Below are 16673 nucleotides of genomic sequence, written 5' to 3' on the forward strand. Positions count from 1 at the left end.
GGGCCTGTATGTAGCCGACTGCGGAGGCTTGCGACAGCGCTGTTTCGACTGCGGCGAACACGAGATCGCAGCTCCGCTTCCCGCCACGGCGCGCTCGTCTTCTGTGACGCCACCCGGTGGCGAAACAGCCCCGGACGCGAGGTCGATAGCCGCACAGATCTTAGGGGCGACGGGAAACATTCGCCCGTCTACGCACCCAAAACCTCTGTCCCACCCCAAAGCTAACGCCACCTCAAGGATAAGGATCCGCGCCCCATCGCGGCCGATGGAAGGAGCGTTGCCGGATGACGGATTTCCCTGCCGCCGTTTCCTGGCAACCCGTGGTCGCCGTTCCCGTGCGCAACGAGGCGCGGCGGATCGCGGCGCTGCTTCGCGCCCTGGACGGCCAGTCGTGGGCCCGGACCGCCGGCACCGTGCCCGTGGTCCTCGTCCTCAACAACTGCACGGACGGCACGCGGGCCGTCTGCGAGAAGGCCCTGTCCGCTCTCGGGCGTTTGCGAGCCGAGGTGATCGACGTCGACCTGCCCAGCGCGAGCGCCCATGTCGGCACGGCGCGGCGCATGGCGATGGACCGCGCCGCCGATCTGTGCGCGCCGGGCGTCGGCATCGTCCTGACGACGGATGCCGACGCCGTGCCCGACCACGACTGGATCGCGGCCAGCGTGCGCGCGTTCGCCCGCGGCGCGGACCTCGTCGGCGGCAAGCTGACGGGCAACCGCGAGGAGGAGGAACGCCTCGGTCCTGCTTTCAACGCGCGGGCGGGCGCGGCGGCAGCCTATGCCACGCATTGCGATCGCCTCGCGGCGCTGATCGACCCGCTCGAACACGATCCGTGGCCCCGCCACGCCGACCATACGGGGGGAAGCCTTGCCATCCGCGCCGATCTCTACCGCGCCCTCGGCGGCCTGCCGCCCCTGCCGCGGCGCGAGGACCTTGCCCTCGTCAATCTGGCCCGCGCCGCCGGAGCGAAGCTCGTGCACCCGCTCGACGTGCGCGTCGAGGTGTCGGCGCGCCTTATCGGTCGGGCGCAAGGGGGCATGGCCGACTGTCTCAAGGCCTGGATGCGTGCCGAGAGCGAGGGGCGTCCCCACCTCGTGGAGGCGCCGGCGCGGGTCGAGCGCCGCCTGACGCGACGCCGGGCGGTCCGCGATCTCGCCGCCCTCGCCGGCCCCGCGCGCGATGCGGCGGCCCGCGCGCTCGGCCTCGACCCGCAGGCATTCAACGAAGCACCCCGCGATCACGCGGGGGCCTGGGCCGTGGAGCGCTTCGCGCCGGACGAACCGGACGCCGAGGCGCTCGTGCCCGTCGGCGAGGCGATCGCGACGATCCTCGGCATGATCGCCGTTCGCGAGGGAGCGATGCGTGCGGCCTGACCGCTTCGAGGCCGGCGAGACCGGCGACGACCTCCCCCGCGCCATCGCGGCGGACGCGGCCCTGCGCGACCGCGACGGCGCGTTTCCAGAGCGCTCCTTCGAGGCCCTGCGCAGCGCGGGCCTCGTCGCCGAACCGCCGCTGGGGGATGGGGAGATCGGCACGCTCCTGCGCGTGCTGGCGACGGTCGGCCGCGCGGACCTGCCGGTCGGGCGGATCTTCGAAGGCCACGTCAACGCCCTCGCACTGATGCGCCGGCACGGCACACCGGCCCAGCGCGCGCATTTCGATGCGCTGGCGCGCGACGGCGGCCTCTATGGCGTCTGGAACACCGACAAGCCGGACGACCCGCTGCGGCTCGATGGCGGGCGGCTGCGGGGCGCCAAGACCTATGCCTCAGGCGTCGACGGCCTGTCGCATGCGATCGTCACGGTCAGCGAGCCTCAGGGACGGGTGATGATCGCCGTGCCGCTCGCCGGGCTCCCGGTCGACCGGTCCTGGTGGCAACCGATGGGCATGCGCGCGTCGGGGAGCCACGTGGTCGATTTCACCGGGCTCGAGGTCACGCCCGACATGATCCTCGGCGTTCCCGACGCCTATCTCGAAGCGCCGTGGTTCTTTGCCGGCGCGATCCGTTTCGTGGCGGTGCAGGTCGGGGGCATGCACGCCGTCTTCGATGCCGCGGTCGCCCATCTCCGGGCAAGCGGCCGGATCGGCGATCCTTACCAGGCGCAACGCGTGGCCCGGATGGGCGCGGCGGTGGAAGGCGGCTACGGCTGGCTCGACCGGGCCGCCGCCGAATGGGACGCGGTGGCCGCCGGCAGGGCCCCGCCCGAGCCGCTCGTCGCCACGGCAAACGCCGCGCGCGGCGCGGTCGAGGCGGCGGCGCTCGGCGTGCTCGAAGAGGCCGAGCGTGGGGTCGGCGCCGCCGGCCTGATCGCGCCCCATCCGCTGGAGCGCCTCATGCGCGACCTTCGCACCTATCTGCGCCAGCCCAATCCCGACGGCGCGCTGGCCGGCCTCGGCGCGGCGATCGCCGACGGCCGCTGGGAGCCCGGCCGGCGTTTCGATGCCGGGCCATGCCGATGACCGAGGTTCTCGACCCCCGCGCGCTCGACGCCCGGCGCGTCATCGTGGTGGCGCCCCATCCCGACGACGAAGCGCTCGGCTGCGGCGGCCTCGTCTGGCACCTCGCGCGCCTCGGCCGCCTCGTCCACGTCCTGTTCGTGACCGACGGCGGCGCCTCGCACCTCCACTCGCCGACCTGGCCGCGCGCGAGACTGGCCGCGACGCGGGAGGCGGAGGCGGAAGCCGCCCTTTGCGAACTCGGCCTCGACGCGGCCGCGCGCACGTTCCTGCGCCTGCCCGACGCGGACATGCCCCTGCCGGGATCACCCGGCGACGCGGCGGCGCTTCGGGACGTCACGGCTCTCATGCGGGAGGTCGCGCCCGACCTCGTGCTCCTGCCCTGGCGGCGCGACCCGCACCGCGACCACCGCGACGCCTGGAGCCTCGTCACCCGCGCGCTGAGCGAGGCCGGGATGGCGCCCGCAACGCTGGAATACGCGATCTGGCTCGACGAGATCGGGGCGGCGGACGACCATCCCCGCCCCGGCGAGATGGAGCGCGTCGGCTTCGCGATCGGGGATGCGCTGCCGGCCAAGCGACGGGCCGTGGCCGCGCATCGCAGCCAGTGCGGCGCACTCATCCACGACGATCCGACAGCCTTCAGCCTGACGAAGGCGACCATCGAGCGCCTGACCGGCCCCGTGGAATTCTACTGGCGCCCGCTGTGACGAAGGCGATCGACCTTGCCGGCTTCGAGGCGAAATTCCGCGCCCTCAGCGATCCATGGGACTACCGGACCTCGCACTTCGAGGCGGTGAAGCGCGCCGTGCTCATCCGCGCCTGTGGGGCGGGCAAGCTCGGGCGCGGCCTCGAAATCGCCTGCGCGATCGGCGAGACCTCGCGGGCGCTCGCCTCGCGGTGCCTGACGCTGATCGCCACCGACGGCGCGCCGACGGCGCTCGCGACCGCGCAAGCCCTGACACCCCCCAACCTGCGGATCGACTACCGCCAAGCCGTCCTGCCGGCGGGGGTACCGCCGGGTCCGTTCGATCTCATCGTGGTGTCGGAGATCGCCTACTATCTTTCGGCCCGCGATCTCGACCGGCTGGCGGAACGCCTCGCCGGCACCTTGGCGCCGGGCGGCCGGATCGTGGTGCTGCACCACGTCGTCGCCTTCGACGACACCGCGCAGCCGCCGGCGCTTGCGCAAGACCGACTGTGCCGCCGGCTGGCGGCGCGCCTGACGCGCGTTCACGCGTGCCGCCACGGGCGATACGCGGTCGCGGTCTTCCGCCGGCCGCGCGCCGGATCTCGGGGAACCGGCCTTCGCAGGCCCGCCGGCTGATCAGGGCGGGTTGGACAATCCGTCCAGCTTACAGACCGCCGGGCGCGTGCTTTGAGGACGCCGCGGACGCCCGGCAGCATCCGGCCCGCTTCTTCGGAGACCTCCCATGACCAAAGCCCCGAACCTTCCCTTCATTCTCCTCGTCGCCGGCATTCTCGTTTTCGGCGCGGCCGTTCCCGCGACGGTGCTCTTGGGGCTCTGACGCGGGCCGGAGGGAACGCCTGCGATCCATGTTGCCCCGCCTGATGGCATCGGGCATGGATCAGCTCCAGACGCAGGCGGGAGTTCGGACATGCTGAGACGAGTGGCGGCGATCGGCCTCGTGTGTCAGGCGCTCTGGCTCCAGCCCGCAACGGCCGAGGAGGCCGGGGGTCCCTGCGCCCCCGACGCGTTCGAGGACGCACGCTATCTCGTCTGCACGGTGGACCCGGCCGCATCCGACCTTCGCCTGTTCTGGCGCGGCGCGGACGAGGCCCCGTTCCGCCGCTTCGAGCGTGTCGCGCAATCGCTGGAGGCCGAAGGGCACCGGCTCGTCTTTGCCGTCAATGCCGGCATGTACGACACGGACTTCTCGCCGATCGGCCTCTATGTCGAGAACGGACGCGAACTCCGACCGCTCGACCGGACGGTGATGACCGGCTCGCCCGGCAGCATTCCGAACTTCTACAAGCAGCCGAACGGCGTCTTCTTCCTTGGTGAGGCGGGCGCGGGCATCCTTTCGAGCGACGCCTTCGAGACGCAGCGCCCCGCGGTTCGCTTCGCCACCCAGTCCGGCCCGATGCTGGTGATCGGCGGGGCGCTGCACCCGGCTCTCATTCCCGGCTCCAGCGATCGCACGCGGCGCAGCGGCGTCGGCGTGTGCGCGAACGGCGCGGTACGCGTCGCGATCAGCGAGGGCCGCGTCAACTTCCACGACTTCGCGCGGCTGTTCCGCGACCATCTCGGCTGCCCCGACGCCCTCTTCCTCGACGGCGGCAACGGCACGGGGCTTTACGATCCCGCGCAGGGGCGCGACGACACGTCGTGGCACGGCGGCTACGGCCCGATGCTCGGGCTGGTGCGCTGATCCCCAACCCTCATGCGGCCTTGCGGCGCGGACGGGTTGAAGGGGACGCGGTTGCGGTCATCTAGCGGTGACCGCCGCCGTCCGAGGATCCCGCCGCCCCGATGACCATGATCCGCTTCGTTCTCGGCGACCAGCTGTCGCGCAACCTGTCGAGCCTGTCGGACTTGGCAGAAGGCGACATCGTGCTGATGGCGGAGGTCGACGACGAGGCGACCTATGTGCGCCATCACCAGCGCAAGATCGCCTTCCTGTTCGCCGCCATGCGCCACTTCGCGGCCGAACTGGAAGCGGACGGCGTCCACGTCGACTACCTCCGCCTCGACGGCAAGCGGAAGGCCGCGAGCTTCGGCGAGGCGCTTAGCGATGCCATCGCCCGCCACAAGGCAAGTCGCGTCGTCGTCACCGAGCCCGGCGAATGGCGCGTCCTCGAGATGATGAAGGGATGGGAGGCCGCGTTCGGCGTCCCCGTCGAAATCCGCCCCGACGACCGCTTCCTGTGCTCGCACGAGGCGTTCGAAACCTTCGCCGGGGACCGGTCGTCGCTCCTGATGGAGGCGTTCTATCGCGGCATGCGCGAGCGCACCGGCTACCTGATGGGCGCGAACGGCAAGCCGGAGGGCGGCCGCTGGAACTTCGACGCCGAGAACCGCAAGCCGCTGCCCAAACGCATCATCGTTCCCCGGCGGCCGCATTTCGAGCCGGACGAGACGACTCAAGGGGTGCTGGCGCTGGTCGCGCGCCGCTTCGGCAACCATTTCGGCTCGCTCGCCGACTTCGACTACCCGGTGACGCGAAGCGATGCGAAGCGCTACCTCGCGTGGTTCGCCGACAAGGCGCTGCCGGACTTCGGCGCCTACGAGGACGCGATGCGCCAGGGCGAGCCTCTTCTCTTTCACTCCCACCTGTCGGCGCTGATCAACTGCGGCCTTCTCGATCCGCGGGAATGCTGCGAGGCGGCGGAGGCCGCCTATCGCGCGGGCACGGTGCCGCTCAATGCCGCGGAGGGCTTCATCCGCCAGATCATCGGCTGGCGCGAGTTCGTGCGCGGCGTCTACTGGCGCGAGATGCCGGGCTACGGGGCGCGCAATGCGCTCGAGGCGACGCGCCCGCTGCCGGACTTCTTCTGGACCGCCGACACGGACATGAACTGCCTGAAGCAGTCGATCGGCGAGACCGCGGCCAACGCCTATGCCCACCACATCCAGCGCCTGATGGTGATCGGCAACTTCTGCCTGCTGGCCGGGCTCGACCCGGTGGAGGTGCAGGAATGGTATCTCCTCGTCTATCACGACGCCTACGAATGGGTGGAGATGCCGAACGTCGTCGGCATGATCCTCTATGCCGACGACGGCGTCTTCGCCACGAAGCCCTATGCCGCGTCGGGCAACTACATCAACAAGATGTCGAACTACTGCGGCCATTGCCGCTACGATGTGAAGCAGCGCACCGGCGAGGACGCCTGCCCGTTCAACTACCTCTACTGGGACTTCATCGCCCGCCACCGCGAGCGCTTCGAGGACAATCCGCGCATGAGCCGGACGGTCTATACGCTCGGGCATATGGACGAGGCGAAGATCGAGGCGATGCGCGGCGACGCCGCCCGCTTCCTCGACGCGCTCCAGCCCTATCGCGAAACTTGAGCGACGGCGCCCGTCACGCGCTGGGCGGCCACGCCGTCTCGATGCTGGCGAGAAACGCGGCGAGCACGTCGCTGCCGCGCCGCGCACGCGGCGTGTAGAGCTCGAACAGGCAGACATAGCCGACATCGCCCGGCCGGATGCGGCGCATGCGACCGGCGGCAAGATCGGCCTCGGCGGCATGATGCGGCAGGAAGCCGATGAAGCGGCCGGTGCGGATCAGGATGAGTTCGGGCTCGATCTGCTGCACGGTCGCCTCGATGCGCCAGCGGATGCGGCGCATACCGTCCTCCTCGCGCCAGTAGCCGCGATGGACATAGGGCGCGGCGGCCAGCACCTCGTCGGTCAGCTCGACGTCGGGACGCTCGAAGAACGGGTGGCCGGCGCCGCAGTAGAGGCCGTGGCTCTCCTCGTAGAGCGGGCGGTAGTCGAGCCCTTCGACGCGCGAGCGATGGCTGCCGATGCCGCAATGGTAGAGCCCTTCGGCGACCTTCGGCTGGATGTCCTGCGGCCGCTCCTGCACCAGCACCAGCCGCACGTCCGGCGCCGTGCGGCCAAAGGCGGCGATCACCTCGGTGATACGGTTGGCGGGATCGCTCGCGACCGAATCGAGGATGGCGACGCGAAGCTCGCCCCGCAGTTCCCCCTTCAGGGCCGCGACGTCGGCGGCGAAATCGCCGAGCGCCTGCGCGAGGCGACGCGAGGCCTCGTGCACGGCCTGGCCGCGCTCCGTCAGCCGGAAGCCGCCGCGCCCGCGCTGGCAGAGCGAGAAGCCGATGCGCTCCTCGAGCGCGGTCATGTGGTTGCTGATCGTCGACTGCCCGATGTTGAGTTCGGCCTCGGCGCCGGCATAGCCGCCGCCGCGCACCACGGCGTCGAACACCTGGAGAAGGCGAAGGTCACTTCCCGAGACACGCAGCGAAGCCGCCCTTCCATGGACAAACATCAAGGTGAACCTTGATAGAAGCCTATGGCGCGGGCGTCGATCCCGATCCTATGGTCAACAACACGCCACCGCCTCGATGTGATCATTCCGCATGCATACGGTCTCCCGCCTCCATTCGACGAAATGCCCGGCATGACGGCGGCGACGACGCGTCTCGCCCGTGTCGCGGTGCCGCCGATCGCGCAGGCGGGACGCTGGGCCGCGCTGTACGACGGCGCCCATGGGCCGCTCATCGACTGCAGCCAGGCGGTTCCGAACCGGCCGCCGCCGCCCGAACTCGCCGCGCGCCTCGCCGAGGCGGCGGGGGCGCCCGCGCAGGCCCGCTACGGCGACATTCTCGGCGATCCCGCGCTTCGCCGGGCCTATGCGGCGCATGTCTCGGAGCGCTACGGAACCCCGATCGACCCCTCGCAAGTCGCCATCACCAGCGGCTGCAACCAGGCCTTCTTCGCCACCATGGTCGCGCTGGCGGGCGCGGGCGACGCGGTGATCCTGCCGACGCCCTGGTACTTCAACCACCAGATGACGCTGGAGATGCTCGGCATCGAGCCACGTCCGCTGCCGCTCGACGCCGCCACGGGCTTCCTGCCCGATCCGGACGCTCTCGAGGCGATGATCGACGCGCGCACGCGCGCTGTCGTCCTCGTCTCGCCCAACAATCCGACCGGCGCCGTCTATCCGGACGCGCTGCTCGCCCGCATCCTCGAGATCGCGGCCCGCTCCGGCGTGACGCTCGTTCTCGACGAGACCTATCGCGACTTCCTGGACGGCGAGGCGCGCCCGCACACGCTGTTCGCGGCGCCGGAGGCGAAAGACCATCTCGTCGCGCTCTATTCCTTCTCCAAGAGCTACGCGATCCCCGGCCACCGCGTCGGCGCGCTGATCGCGGGCGCCGCCCTGATGGCCGACATCGAGAAGGTGATCGACTGCATCCAGATCTGCGCCCCGCGCCCGGCGCAGGCGGCGCTCCCCTGGGCGATCGAGGCGCTCGGCGACTATCGCCGCGCCAGCGCCGCCGCCATCGCCGAGAGGGCCGCCGCGTTCCGTGAGGCGTTCGCGGGTCTTGCCGGCTGGCGCATCCGGCAGATCGGCGCCTACTTCGCCTTCGTCGAACACCCGTTCGCGGGCAGGCCCTCGGCCGTCGTCGCCGAGCGCCTCGCGCGCGAGTTCGGCATCGTCACCCTGCCCGGCTCGTTCTTCGGGCCCGGCCAAGACCGGTTCCTGCGCATCGCCTTCGCCAATGTCGAGGCGCCGTCGATCGCCGAGATCGCCCGCCGCCTCGCCCTCGTTCCCGACGCACTGGACGCCCCCGCATGACCCTCGATCTCGAAGCCCTGCGCGCCCGCTTCGGCGGCGACAACGAACGCCGCATCTACGACGAGGGCTTCGCCCGCGTCGCCTCGAAGCTCTTCGATCCGAAGGGCACGCGCGTCGCCCCGTTCGCCGGCGTGCCGACGCTGCTCGACGCGCCGCACCGGCCGACCGACTGGTCGGCGCCGGACTTTTCCGGCCTCGACGTCGCGCTTCTCGGCGTGCCGATGGATCTCGGCGTCACCAACCGCAACGGCTGCCGCTTCGGGCCGCGGGCGCTGCGCACCATCGAGCGCGTCGGGCCCTACAACCACGTCCTGAAGACGATGCCGACGCTGGACCTTGCCGTCGCCGACATCGGCGACGTGCCCTTCCGCTCGCGCTTCGACCTCGCCACCTCGCACGAGGACATCGAGGCGACGCTGGCCAAGATCGCGGGCGCCGGCGTCATCCCGCTCTCGGTCGGCGGCGACCATTCGATCTCGCTGCCGATCCTTCGCGCGCTCGGGCGGGAGCGGCCCGTCGCGATGATCCACATCGACGCCCACTGCGACACGAGCGGCCCCTTCGACGGCTGCAAGTTCCACCACGGCGGGCCGTTCCGCCAGGCGGTGCTCGACGGCGTGCTCGATCCCACGCGCACCATTCAGATCGGCATCCGCGGCTCGTCCGACTACCTCTGGGAGTTCTCGACCGAGTCCGGCATGACCGTGATCCACGCCGAGGAGATCACGGAGCTCGGCATTCCCCGAATCGTCGAGATGGCGAAGCGGACGGTCGGCGACGCGCCGGTGTATCTCTCCTTCGACATCGACAGCCTCGACCCGGCCTTCGCGCCCGGCACCGGCACGCCCGAGATCGGCGGCCTGTCGACGCGCGAAGCGCAGAGCCTCCTGCGCGGGCTCGCCGGCATCCGCCTCGTCGGCGGCGACCTCGTCGAGGTCGCGCCGCAATACGACGCCACCACCAACACCGCCCATGCCGGCGCCCAGATGCTGTTCGAGATCCTGAGCCTCGTGCCCTTCTCGCCCGGCCGCGCCGGCGTCCCATCCTGACGATCCACCGAACGGAGACACGCGACATGACGACTTCCATCGCCCATCCGACCCGCCGCACGGTGCTTCTGGGCGCGGCCGCCGGCGCCGCGACGCTGGCCATGCCCGGCATCCTGCGCGCGCAGGACCGCTCGCTGAAGGTCGGCGTCTACGGCGGCTACTTCAAGGATTCCTTCGACGAGAACGTCTTCCCCGCCTTCACGAAGGCGACGGGCATCGCGGTGGAGGGCATCGCCGAGCCGACGGGCGAGGCTTGGCTCGTGCAGCTGGAGCAGGCGGCGCGCGCCAACATCGCGCCGGCCGACGTGTCGATGATCAGCCAGGTCGCCATGCGCAAGGGCCTGTCGACCGAGCTCTGGGCGCCGCTCGACCTCGCGCGCATCAAGAACGCCAAGGACATCCTGCCGCCGTTCCTCGTGAAGTACCCGGACGAGCGGGTAGCCGGCGTCGGCGCCGTCGCGTGGTACATCAACCTCGTCACCAATACCGAGGCCTACCCGACCGCACCCGACAGTTGGGCCGCCTTCTGGGATCCGGCGAACGAGGGCAAGCTCGGCCTTCTCGCCCTCGTCTCGAACTCGTTCCTCCTCGAGGTGACGGCCAAGACCTTCTTCGGCGGCACTGAGGTGCTCGACACCGAGGAAGGCATCCTCAAGGTGATGGACAAGCTGGCCGAGGTGAAGCCGAACGTGCAGCTCTGGTATCGCGACGAGGCGCAGTTCGAGGCGGCACTGAAGTCGGGCGAGATCCCGATGGGCCAGTACTACCACGACGTGACGGGCCTTGCGGCCTCCAAGGGCGCGCCGGTCCGCTCCACCTTCCCGAAGGAAGGCGGCATCTCGGATTCGGGCTGCTGGGCCGTCAGCAAGGCCTCGACGAAGCTCGACATCGCGCACGAGTTCATCGACTACATGACCCAGCCCGCGACGCAGGCGCTGCTCGCCCGCAAGGTCGGCACCGCGCCGGTGATCCAGCGCTCGCTCCTCGACCTGACGGACGCCGAGTTCGCGGCCGTCTCCTCCACCTCCGAGCCGATCGTGCCGCGCTACGACCTCTACGTGTCGAAGGCCGACTGGCTGAACCAGAAGTGGACCGAGCTGATCGTCGGCTGAGCGCGCCCGGCGCCCGCCTCACCCCGTCTCAGGAGTTTTCCAGCCCATGACCGCACTCGTGCTCTCCGGCGTGACGAAGCGCTACGGCGCGGCGACCGCCGTGGACGCCGTCGACCTCACGATCCCGGAGGGCACGTTCGTGTGTCTTCTGGGGCCGTCGGGCTGCGGCAAGACCACGCTGATGCGCATGATCGCCGGGCTGGAGACGCCGACCGCCGGCGACATCCGCTTCGGATCAGAGACGATCACCCATGTCCCGGTCCACAAGCGGGGCTTCGGCATGGTGTTCCAGTCGCTGGCGCTGTTCCCGCACCTGACGGTGGGCGACAACATCGCCTATCCCTTGCGCCTTCGGGGGACAAGCCGCGGCGCGGCGGAAGCGCGCGTGCGCGAACTTCTCGACCTCGTGCGCCTGCCCGGCGTCGAGGGCCGGGCGATCACGCAGCTTTCGGGCGGCCAGCGCCAGCGCGTGGCGATCGCCCGCGCGCTCGCCGTCGCGCCGCGCCTCTTCCTCCTCGACGAGCCGCTGTCGGCGCTCGACGCCAAGCTGCGCGAGGCCATGCAGGTGGAACTGCGCCTCCTGCAGGAGCGGCTCGGCATCACCACGATCGTCGTCACCCACGACCAGCGCGAGGCGATGACCATGGCCGATCAGGTCGTCGTCATGCAGAACGGCCGGGTGCTGCAGATGGACCGGCCGATCGAGGTCTATCGTCGACCGGCAACGCCGTTCGTCGCGGACTTTCTCGGCCAGACCAACCTCCTGGAAGCGCGCCGCGAGGCCGGCGGCGCGCGCCTTGCGTCGGGCGCCCTCCTGCCGGGTCTCGCCCTGCCGGGCGAGGCCGCGCTCGTGTCGGTGCGACCCGAGGACGTCGTCCTACTGCCCGAGGGCGACGGGCCGATCGCAGCCCGGGTCGAGTTCGTGCGCGACATGGGCTCGGCGGTCGAGATCTACCTGCGCTCGGGCGACCAGCGCATCATCGCGCACCGCGAGGCCGGCGCCGACGTGCCGCCCGCCGGCACGCCCGTATCGCTGACGCTGAAGCCCGGCACTGCGACCGTCTTTCCCGCCGGGGCCGCATGAGCGCGGCCACGTCCCGCCCCGCCGGCGGTCAGGGCGCCCTCGTCTTTCCCGGCCTGATGCTCGGCGCCTTCTTCGTCGTGCCGTTCGGCCTGATGATCGCCGTCTCGTTCTTCCAGCGCGTCCAGGGCGGATTCTACGAGCCGGTTCTGACCTCCGACAACTACGTACGCTTCCTGTCGCTGTTCTTCGGCGAAATCCTCCTCTTCTCGCTCGGCCTGTCGGCGCTGGTCGCGCTGATCTGCCTCGTGATCGGCGCGCCCTTCACCTATCTCCTGTCGCGCCTGCCCCGGCGCTCGCAGGTGCCCTGGCTGGTCGCGTTGCTCGCCGTCCTGTCCCTCTCCGAGGTGATCATCGGCTTTTCCTGGTCGACGCTCCTGTCGCGCACGGCCGGCATCTCCAACCTCCTCGTCGCGATCGGCCTGATGAAGACGCCCGCCGCCTTCACGCCGAGCTTTGCCGCCGTCCTTCTCGGCATGTCCTACCAGGCGCTGCCCTACTGCGTGCTGGTGCTCTACCCGTCCTTCTCGCGCCTCGACCCCTCGCTCGGAGAAGCCGCCGAAACGCTCGGCGCCTCGCCGGTGCGCGCCTTCCTCACCGTGATCCTGCCGGCGCTGCGCGGGGCGCTGGCCGCGACCTTCGTCGTCGTCTTCGTGTTCGCGCTCGGCTCCTACCTCCTGCCGCAGCTTCTCGGCCGGCCGCAGCACTGGACGCTGTCCGTCCTCATCACCGACCAGGCGATCTACCAGTCCAACATGCCGTTCGCCGCGGCGATGGCCGTGTTCCTGGTGCTGGCCAGCATCCTCCTCGTGTCGCTGACGGCGCTGTTCGGGGCGCGCCGCGTCGGGAGCGCGACATGAGCCGCCTGTTCCTCGCGCTGGTCGCCCTCTTCCTTGCCGCGCCCGTCGCGATCATCGCGGGCGTGTCGGTCAACGCGCAGCAGAGTCTCGTCTTCCCGACGAAGGGCCTGTCGCTGCGCTGGTATCAGGCGATCTTCACCGACCCGGACTGGCGCGGAGCGCTGTTCACGTCCGTTTCCATCGCGGTGCTGGCGGCGGCGCTCGCCGTCCTCATCGCCCTGCCGATCGCCTACGCCCTGTGGCGGCGGGCGACGCTTCCCGGCCGCATCGTGCAGCTTCTGGGCGTCTCGCCCTTCGTGCTGCCGCCGGTGATCACCGGGCTCGGCGCGCTCGCCTTCTGGTCGACCGTCGGCTTCTACGGCTCGTCCTTCACCGTCGTCGTCAGCCACGCGATCTTCTTCACCAGCCTGCCGCTCGTGACGCTGACGCTCGGCTTCTCCTCGATCGACCGCGAGATCGTGGAAGCCGCCCGCACGATGGGCGCCAGCGAGGCGGCGGTGCGGCGGACGATCGTCCTGCCGATGATCCGGCCCTACCTCGTGTCGGGCTTCGCCTTCGCCTTCGTGCTCTCGCTCAACGAATACATCATCGCCTACATGACGGTCGGCTTCACGATGGAGACCGTGCCGATCAAGATCTTCAACGCCCTTCGCTACGGCTACACGCCGGTGATGGCGTCGATCTCGGTGCTGTTCGTGGCGCTCGCAGCGCTCGTCTTCGGCCTCGTCGCGCGGTTCGGCGACTTGCCAAAACTGCTCGGCGCCTGGGAGCGCCGCTGATGCGTCTTGCCCTCTTCCAGCTCGATGCGGCGGCGGCCCGCTCTGGGGCAGACGGCCTCCTCGGGATCGACCGGTGCCTCGCCCGGGCGCGCGAGGCCGGCGCCGATCTCGCCCACCTGCCCGAACTCGCCCTGCCCGGCTACGGCGCCGGCGCGCAGGCGCTGCGGGCGGAGGCCGAGCGGGCGGCGGAGACGATCGCGCGCCTTCAGGAACGGGTCGAGGAGACCCGCGTCGCGCTGGCGCTCGGGCTCCCCGTCGCGGACGGCCCGGTGGTGCGCAACGCCGCCGTGTTCCTGCGGCCCGGCGAGGCGCCGGTCGTCTATGCCAAGCGCTTCCTCTACGGGGACTACGAGCGCAGCGCCTTTTCGCCTGGCACGGCCATATCCCCGGTCGTCGCCTTCGCGGGCTTCCGGGTCGGGCTTCTCGTCTGCTTCGACGTCGAGTTTCCCGAGACCGTGCGGGCGCTGGCACAGGCCGGCGCGGACCTCGTCCTCGTGCCGACGGCGCTGCCGGCGGGCGAGGGCGCGCGCTTCATCGCCCGCAGCCTCGTGCCGACGCGCGCCTTCGAGAACAGCGTGTTCCTGTCCTATGCCGACTGGTGCGGACAAGACGGAACGTTCGCCTATCAGGGCCTGTCGGTGATCGCCGGGCCGGACGGCACGGCGCTGGCGCGGGGCGGCGAGGCGCAAGCCGAGATGCTCGTCGCCGACCTCGACCCCGCCGCCTTCGCGGGGCCGCGGGCCGCCAACAACTATCTCGGCGAACTCGCCGACTCCACGCCGTAGAAGCGCGCGGCGTTGCCGCCGAAGATCTTGTCCATGTCCTCCGGCCCGAAGCGGCGGCCGAGCAGCGCGCGCGCCGCGTGGGCGACCTCGCCGTATTCGGCGGCCAGCGTCGCAACCGGCCAGTCCGAGCCGAACAGGAGCCGGTCCGCGCCGAAGCACGCGGCGACGTGGTCGACGTAAGGGGCGAGATCGTCCATCGCCCAGTCGGCCTTCGCCTCCGTCACCATGCCGGACACCTTGCACGAAACGTTCGGGAAGGCGGCGATGCGGGTGATGTCGTCACGCCAGGGATCGAGATCGCCGGCCGCGATCGGCGGCTTCGACAGATGGTCGACGACGGCCCGGAGGCCCGGCACCGCCGCCAGCGCCTCGGCCACATGGGGCAGATGCTTCGGGAAGGTCAGGACATCGAAGGCAAGGCCGCTGTCGGCGACGCGGCGCAGATTGTCGAGGACGCGCGGGCGCAGGATGAAGGCGTCGTCGTCGAGCCCCTGGAGCATCGGCCGCAGCCCGACGAATTTCGGCTGCGCGCGGTAGTGTGCGAGACGCTCGGCAAAGCCGTCCGCATCCATGTCGAGCCAGCCGACGACGCCCGCCACGAAGGGCGTTGCGGCGGCGATCTCGAGGAGAAAGTCCGTTTCGGCCTCCGTCTCGGCCGCCTGGACGAGGATCGTCCGGTCGATGCCGGCGCGGCGCAGGAGCGGCGCGAGGTCCTCCGGCATGAAGTCGCGCAGGAGCGGCTTCACATGCTCGCCCATCCAGCCGTAGTCACCGCGCGAGACGCGCCAGAAATGCTGGTGGCTGTCGATCGTGACCGGACGGGCGACGGATGTCATGGACGCAGCACTCCCTTGCGTAGCAGGACATTACCATACAGCCGCCGCTCGCCGCTGGCGATCACGGCATAGGCGCGGCGGGTGCGCTCGACGAACTCGGCCGGATCGATCTCGGCGATCGTGACGCGGCGTCCCTCCGCCTTGTCGGCGCTCGCCTGGAAGGCGTCGTACATCGGGCGCGTCTCGGGCGGCGCCCTCATCACCGCCATCGGGTCCTCGACGAAGTCGTCGAGCGGGAAGACGGAGAGGATCGCCTCGACGAGGTCGGTCGCGCTCGTGCCCGGCAGGTCGACGAGGCGCTGGGCGACGTTGGCCGCGCCGAAATTGGCGTCGGCGATGACGATCTCGTTGCCGTGGCCCATGTCGTCGAGGATCGCGAGGAGCTGGCCGTTGAGAAGCGGGTCGATATTCTTCAGCATGGATGTCTTCTTTCAGAGATGGGCGCGGGTCTTGCGGCGGGTCCAGACGACGAGGGCGACGCCGGCGATGAGGAGCGCGGCGCGCACGATCTGGCGTTGCGAGTCGGTCCAGCCGAGAAGCGCCGCGCCGGACAGGAGGACGGCGAGCAGCACGACGCCGACCAAGGTGCCGATCACGTTCGGCTTGCCCATCTTCAGCGCCATGCCGCCGAGCAGCACCGCGGTCAGCCCGTCGATGAAATAGGACGTGCCGATATAGGGCTGGCCGGACGAGAGGTCGGCGGCGAGAAGAGCACCCGCTACGGCCGACAGCGTGCCCGACAGGACGTAGAGCATCATCAGGATGCGGCTGGCGCGCACGCCCGCCTCCACCACGGCCCGGCGGTTCTGCTCCATCGCGTAGATGTAATGGCCGAAGGTCGTGCGATCCTGCAGCACCCAGGCGACGGCATAGAGCACGGCGACGACGATCGCGATCACCGGCACGATGCCGAGATCGGCGTCGACGATCGGCCCGACGAAGCCCGTCGTCGCCATCGGGATCGAGGTGCCCTTGCCGATCGCCGCCGCGATGGAACCGGCGAGACCGCCGGTCGCGATGGTGATGACGAGGGCGGGCAGGCCCATGCCGGCGACGAGAAAGCCGTTGAGGAGGCCGACGACGATGCCCGCACTGAGCGCCGCCACAACTGCCACCGGCCAGCCGAAACCGGACGAGACGAGCCCGGCGATGATCATGGTGGAGAGCGCGGCGACCGACATGAAGCTGACGTCGATCTCGCCGGCCGCGATGATCCAGGTGAGTCCGAGGAACATCACGGCCGAGATCGAGGCCGAACGCAGGATGTCGGTGACGTTGCCGGCGCTCGCAAAGCTCGGCCGCAGCCAGGAGAAGACGACGACGAGGATCGCAAGCAGGAAGAACAGGCCGTAGCGCACCACGAAGCGTCTGACGTCGAAGCCGGCGGCCGGCACGGGGCGGGAGGCGGTGGGCATGACGGC

General features: G+C 70.6%; 17 protein-coding genes. 13 read left to right on the forward strand and 4 right to left on the reverse strand.

Annotated features, from left to right (window positions below; genetic code table 11):
• Positions 1-284 precede the first annotated feature (284 nt).
• From ACLNGM_RS01325 to ACLNGM_RS01350, 6 genes are all read left to right on the forward strand, one after another.
• A complete protein-coding gene (locus tag ACLNGM_RS01325) occupies positions 285-1373 on the forward strand; it encodes a glycosyltransferase (RefSeq protein WP_416356869.1) in 1089 nt (362 codons plus the stop codon).
• Positions 1363-2460 (forward strand): acyl-CoA dehydrogenase family protein, encoded by a 1098-nt coding sequence (locus ACLNGM_RS01330; RefSeq protein WP_416356870.1) that lies wholly within the window; start codon positions 1363-1365, stop codon positions 2458-2460. Before ACLNGM_RS01325 ends, ACLNGM_RS01330 begins: the two co-directional genes overlap by 11 nt.
• Complete coding sequence (locus ACLNGM_RS01335; protein WP_416356871.1) at positions 2457-3167, forward strand: PIG-L deacetylase family protein; 711 nt, start codon at positions 2457-2459, stop codon at positions 3165-3167. The genes ACLNGM_RS01330 and ACLNGM_RS01335 overlap by 4 nt, the downstream gene beginning before the upstream one ends.
• Positions 3164-3784, forward strand: coding sequence for a class I SAM-dependent methyltransferase (locus ACLNGM_RS01340; RefSeq protein WP_416356872.1), 621 nt, complete (start codon positions 3164-3166; stop codon positions 3782-3784). Before ACLNGM_RS01335 ends, ACLNGM_RS01340 begins: the two co-directional genes overlap by 4 nt.
• 292 nt (positions 3785-4076) lie before the next feature.
• Positions 4077-4850, forward strand: coding sequence for a phosphodiester glycosidase family protein (locus tag ACLNGM_RS01345; RefSeq protein WP_416356873.1), 774 nt, complete (start codon positions 4077-4079; stop codon positions 4848-4850).
• A 101-nt stretch (positions 4851-4951) separates the two neighbouring features.
• Positions 4952-6490, forward strand: coding sequence for a cryptochrome/photolyase family protein (locus tag ACLNGM_RS01350; protein WP_416356874.1), 1539 nt, complete (start codon positions 4952-4954; stop codon positions 6488-6490).
• A 13-nt stretch (positions 6491-6503) separates the two neighbouring features.
• On the opposite strand, the gene ACLNGM_RS01355 is transcribed toward ACLNGM_RS01350, so the two are convergent.
• On the reverse strand, positions 6504-7433 hold the full coding sequence (locus ACLNGM_RS01355) for a LysR family transcriptional regulator (protein WP_416356875.1): 930 nt from the start codon (positions 7431-7433) through the stop codon (positions 6504-6506).
• A gap of 132 nt (positions 7434-7565) precedes the next feature.
• Between ACLNGM_RS01355 and ACLNGM_RS01360 the strand changes: the two genes are divergently transcribed.
• Genes ACLNGM_RS01360 through ACLNGM_RS01390 form a run of 7 tightly spaced genes read left to right on the forward strand, consistent with a single transcriptional unit; the run spans position 7566 to position 14416 of the window.
• Positions 7566-8750 carry an aminotransferase gene (locus tag ACLNGM_RS01360; RefSeq protein ID WP_416356876.1) on the forward strand — a complete coding sequence of 395 codons (1185 nt, stop codon included), beginning with the start codon at positions 7566-7568 and terminating at the stop codon, positions 8748-8750.
• Complete coding sequence (gene speB / locus ACLNGM_RS01365) at positions 8747-9799, forward strand: agmatinase (protein ID WP_055890406.1); 1053 nt, start codon at positions 8747-8749, stop codon at positions 9797-9799. The genes ACLNGM_RS01360 and speB overlap by 4 nt, the downstream gene beginning before the upstream one ends.
• 26 nt (positions 9800-9825) lie before the next feature.
• Positions 9826-10911, forward strand: a complete 1086-nt coding sequence (locus ACLNGM_RS01370; RefSeq protein WP_055890409.1) for an ABC transporter substrate-binding protein — start codon at positions 9826-9828, stop codon at positions 10909-10911.
• A 46-nt stretch (positions 10912-10957) separates the two neighbouring features.
• On the forward strand, positions 10958-11995 hold the full coding sequence (locus tag ACLNGM_RS01375) for an ABC transporter ATP-binding protein (protein WP_055890411.1): 1038 nt from the start codon (positions 10958-10960) through the stop codon (positions 11993-11995).
• The gene (locus tag ACLNGM_RS01380) at positions 11992-12852 is read left to right on the forward strand and encodes an ABC transporter permease (RefSeq protein ID WP_416356877.1); all 861 of its coding nucleotides are present in this window, start codon (positions 11992-11994) and stop codon (positions 12850-12852) included. Before ACLNGM_RS01375 ends, ACLNGM_RS01380 begins: the two co-directional genes overlap by 4 nt.
• Entirely contained in the window at positions 12849-13631 is a 783-nt protein-coding gene (locus ACLNGM_RS01385; RefSeq protein ID WP_416356878.1) for an ABC transporter permease, read from the forward strand. Before ACLNGM_RS01380 ends, ACLNGM_RS01385 begins: the two co-directional genes overlap by 4 nt.
• Entirely contained in the window at positions 13631-14416 is a 786-nt protein-coding gene (locus tag ACLNGM_RS01390; protein ID WP_416356879.1) for a nitrilase-related carbon-nitrogen hydrolase, read from the forward strand. Before ACLNGM_RS01385 ends, ACLNGM_RS01390 begins: the two co-directional genes overlap by 1 nt.
• Here the strand turns inward: ACLNGM_RS01390 and ACLNGM_RS01395 are convergent.
• From ACLNGM_RS01395 to ACLNGM_RS01405, 3 genes are read right to left on the reverse strand one after another with little or no spacing between them, the layout of a single operon-like run.
• Positions 14383-15252, reverse strand: coding sequence for an amidohydrolase family protein (locus ACLNGM_RS01395; RefSeq protein ID WP_416356880.1), 870 nt, complete (start codon positions 15250-15252; stop codon positions 14383-14385). The two genes, ACLNGM_RS01390 and ACLNGM_RS01395, sit on opposite strands and share 34 nt — an antisense overlap.
• Positions 15249-15671, reverse strand: a complete 423-nt coding sequence (locus ACLNGM_RS01400; protein ID WP_416356881.1) for an RbsD/FucU family protein — start codon at positions 15669-15671, stop codon at positions 15249-15251. The genes ACLNGM_RS01395 and ACLNGM_RS01400 overlap by 4 nt, the downstream gene beginning before the upstream one ends.
• A gap of 12 nt (positions 15672-15683) precedes the next feature.
• Complete coding sequence (locus ACLNGM_RS01405) at positions 15684-16667, reverse strand: ABC transporter permease (RefSeq protein WP_416356882.1); 984 nt, start codon at positions 16665-16667, stop codon at positions 15684-15686.
• Between the last annotated feature and the right edge of the window lie 6 nt (positions 16668-16673).

The sequence above is a fragment of the Aureimonas phyllosphaerae genome (assembly GCF_047943035.1).
Taxonomy (GTDB): Bacteria; Pseudomonadota; Alphaproteobacteria; order Rhizobiales; family Rhizobiaceae; genus Aureimonas; species Aureimonas phyllosphaerae.